At 57.8% G+C, this 1,019-nt stretch carries 1 protein-coding gene; it reads left to right on the top strand.

Annotated features, from left to right (window positions below):
* Positions 1-18: 18 nt before the first annotated feature.
* Positions 19-1,019: MFS transporter (locus NUV48_15535; protein MCR4443543.1), on the top strand; the 1,001-nt coding region annotated here is incomplete at its 3' end.

Here is a 1,019-nt window from a genome sequence, read left to right as displayed (position 1 = left end):
ATCACGCGGTACATGTGGATGGTCCTGTTTGTCGCCTTGTGCGGGTACATTTTTGACGCGTTTGAGGTCATGCTGTACAGCAACGCGCTGGTCGACATCAAAAAGGAATTCAGCTTCAATTTTGCCGGTTCCGGCACGGTTATGACGTTGTCCTTATTGGGTTATGCTATCGGGGGCATGTTCTGGGGCCCGCTCACGGACAAAATAGGGCGCATCAGGGTTATGATTTATACAGTTCTCGGTTACGCGGCCTTTACCGGCCTGACCGCCCTGTCCTGGAACGCTATGTCCCTTATTTGCTTCCGCTTTCTGATGGGCTTCTTCGCCGGTGGCGAGTGGGCCGCCGGGGCGGCGCTGATTACCGAGACCTGGCCGCCAAAGTACCGCGGCAAGGTGATGGCGGTTATGCAGTGCGGGTGGCCGATCGGCGCAATCCTGGCCTCGCTGGTGTACGCCGGTGTCGCTCCCACCTGGGGCTGGCGCTGGGTTTTCGTTTCCGGTATCCTCCCGGCTCTGCTCGTCTTCTGGATCCGGATGTCGCTGAAGGAGAGCGAGCGGTTCGTCGAGTACAAGAAGAGCGAGCAAAAACCGGTTTCCTGGGTGGAAATCTTCAAGGGCAAGTACCTCAAGAGAACCATCATGTACATCCTGATTTCCTTCATCGGCCTTTTGGGATACTGGTGCATCATGTCCTGGATCCCCTCCATGCTGAGGGCTGACAGGGGCATGACCATCTTCGCTTCCTCCATGTGGTTCATCATTATCAACGTCGGCTGCATGATCGGTTACCTGACTTTCGGGGTGGTGGCCGACAGGCTGGGCAGGAGACCGACCTTCACCATCTACTGGCTGGCCGCCATGGTCTTTGCGCCTCTGTTTGCCTTCTACGCCTTAAGCCCCGCCGTTATGCTCCCCGTCGGCTTCTGCCTCGGCATTTCCATGGGCTACTTCTCAGGCTATCCCATGTACGGTTCCGAGCTGTGGCCGACCTGGCTGCGGGCAACGGGGATGGGCATCGC

This window comes from Peptococcaceae bacterium (assembly GCA_024655825.1).
In the GTDB taxonomy this organism is placed as follows: domain Bacteria; phylum Bacillota; class Peptococcia; order DRI-13; family PHAD01; genus JANLFJ01.
Note: the sequence above shows the minus strand (reverse complement) of the source record. Positions and strands in the feature narration are given on the sequence as shown.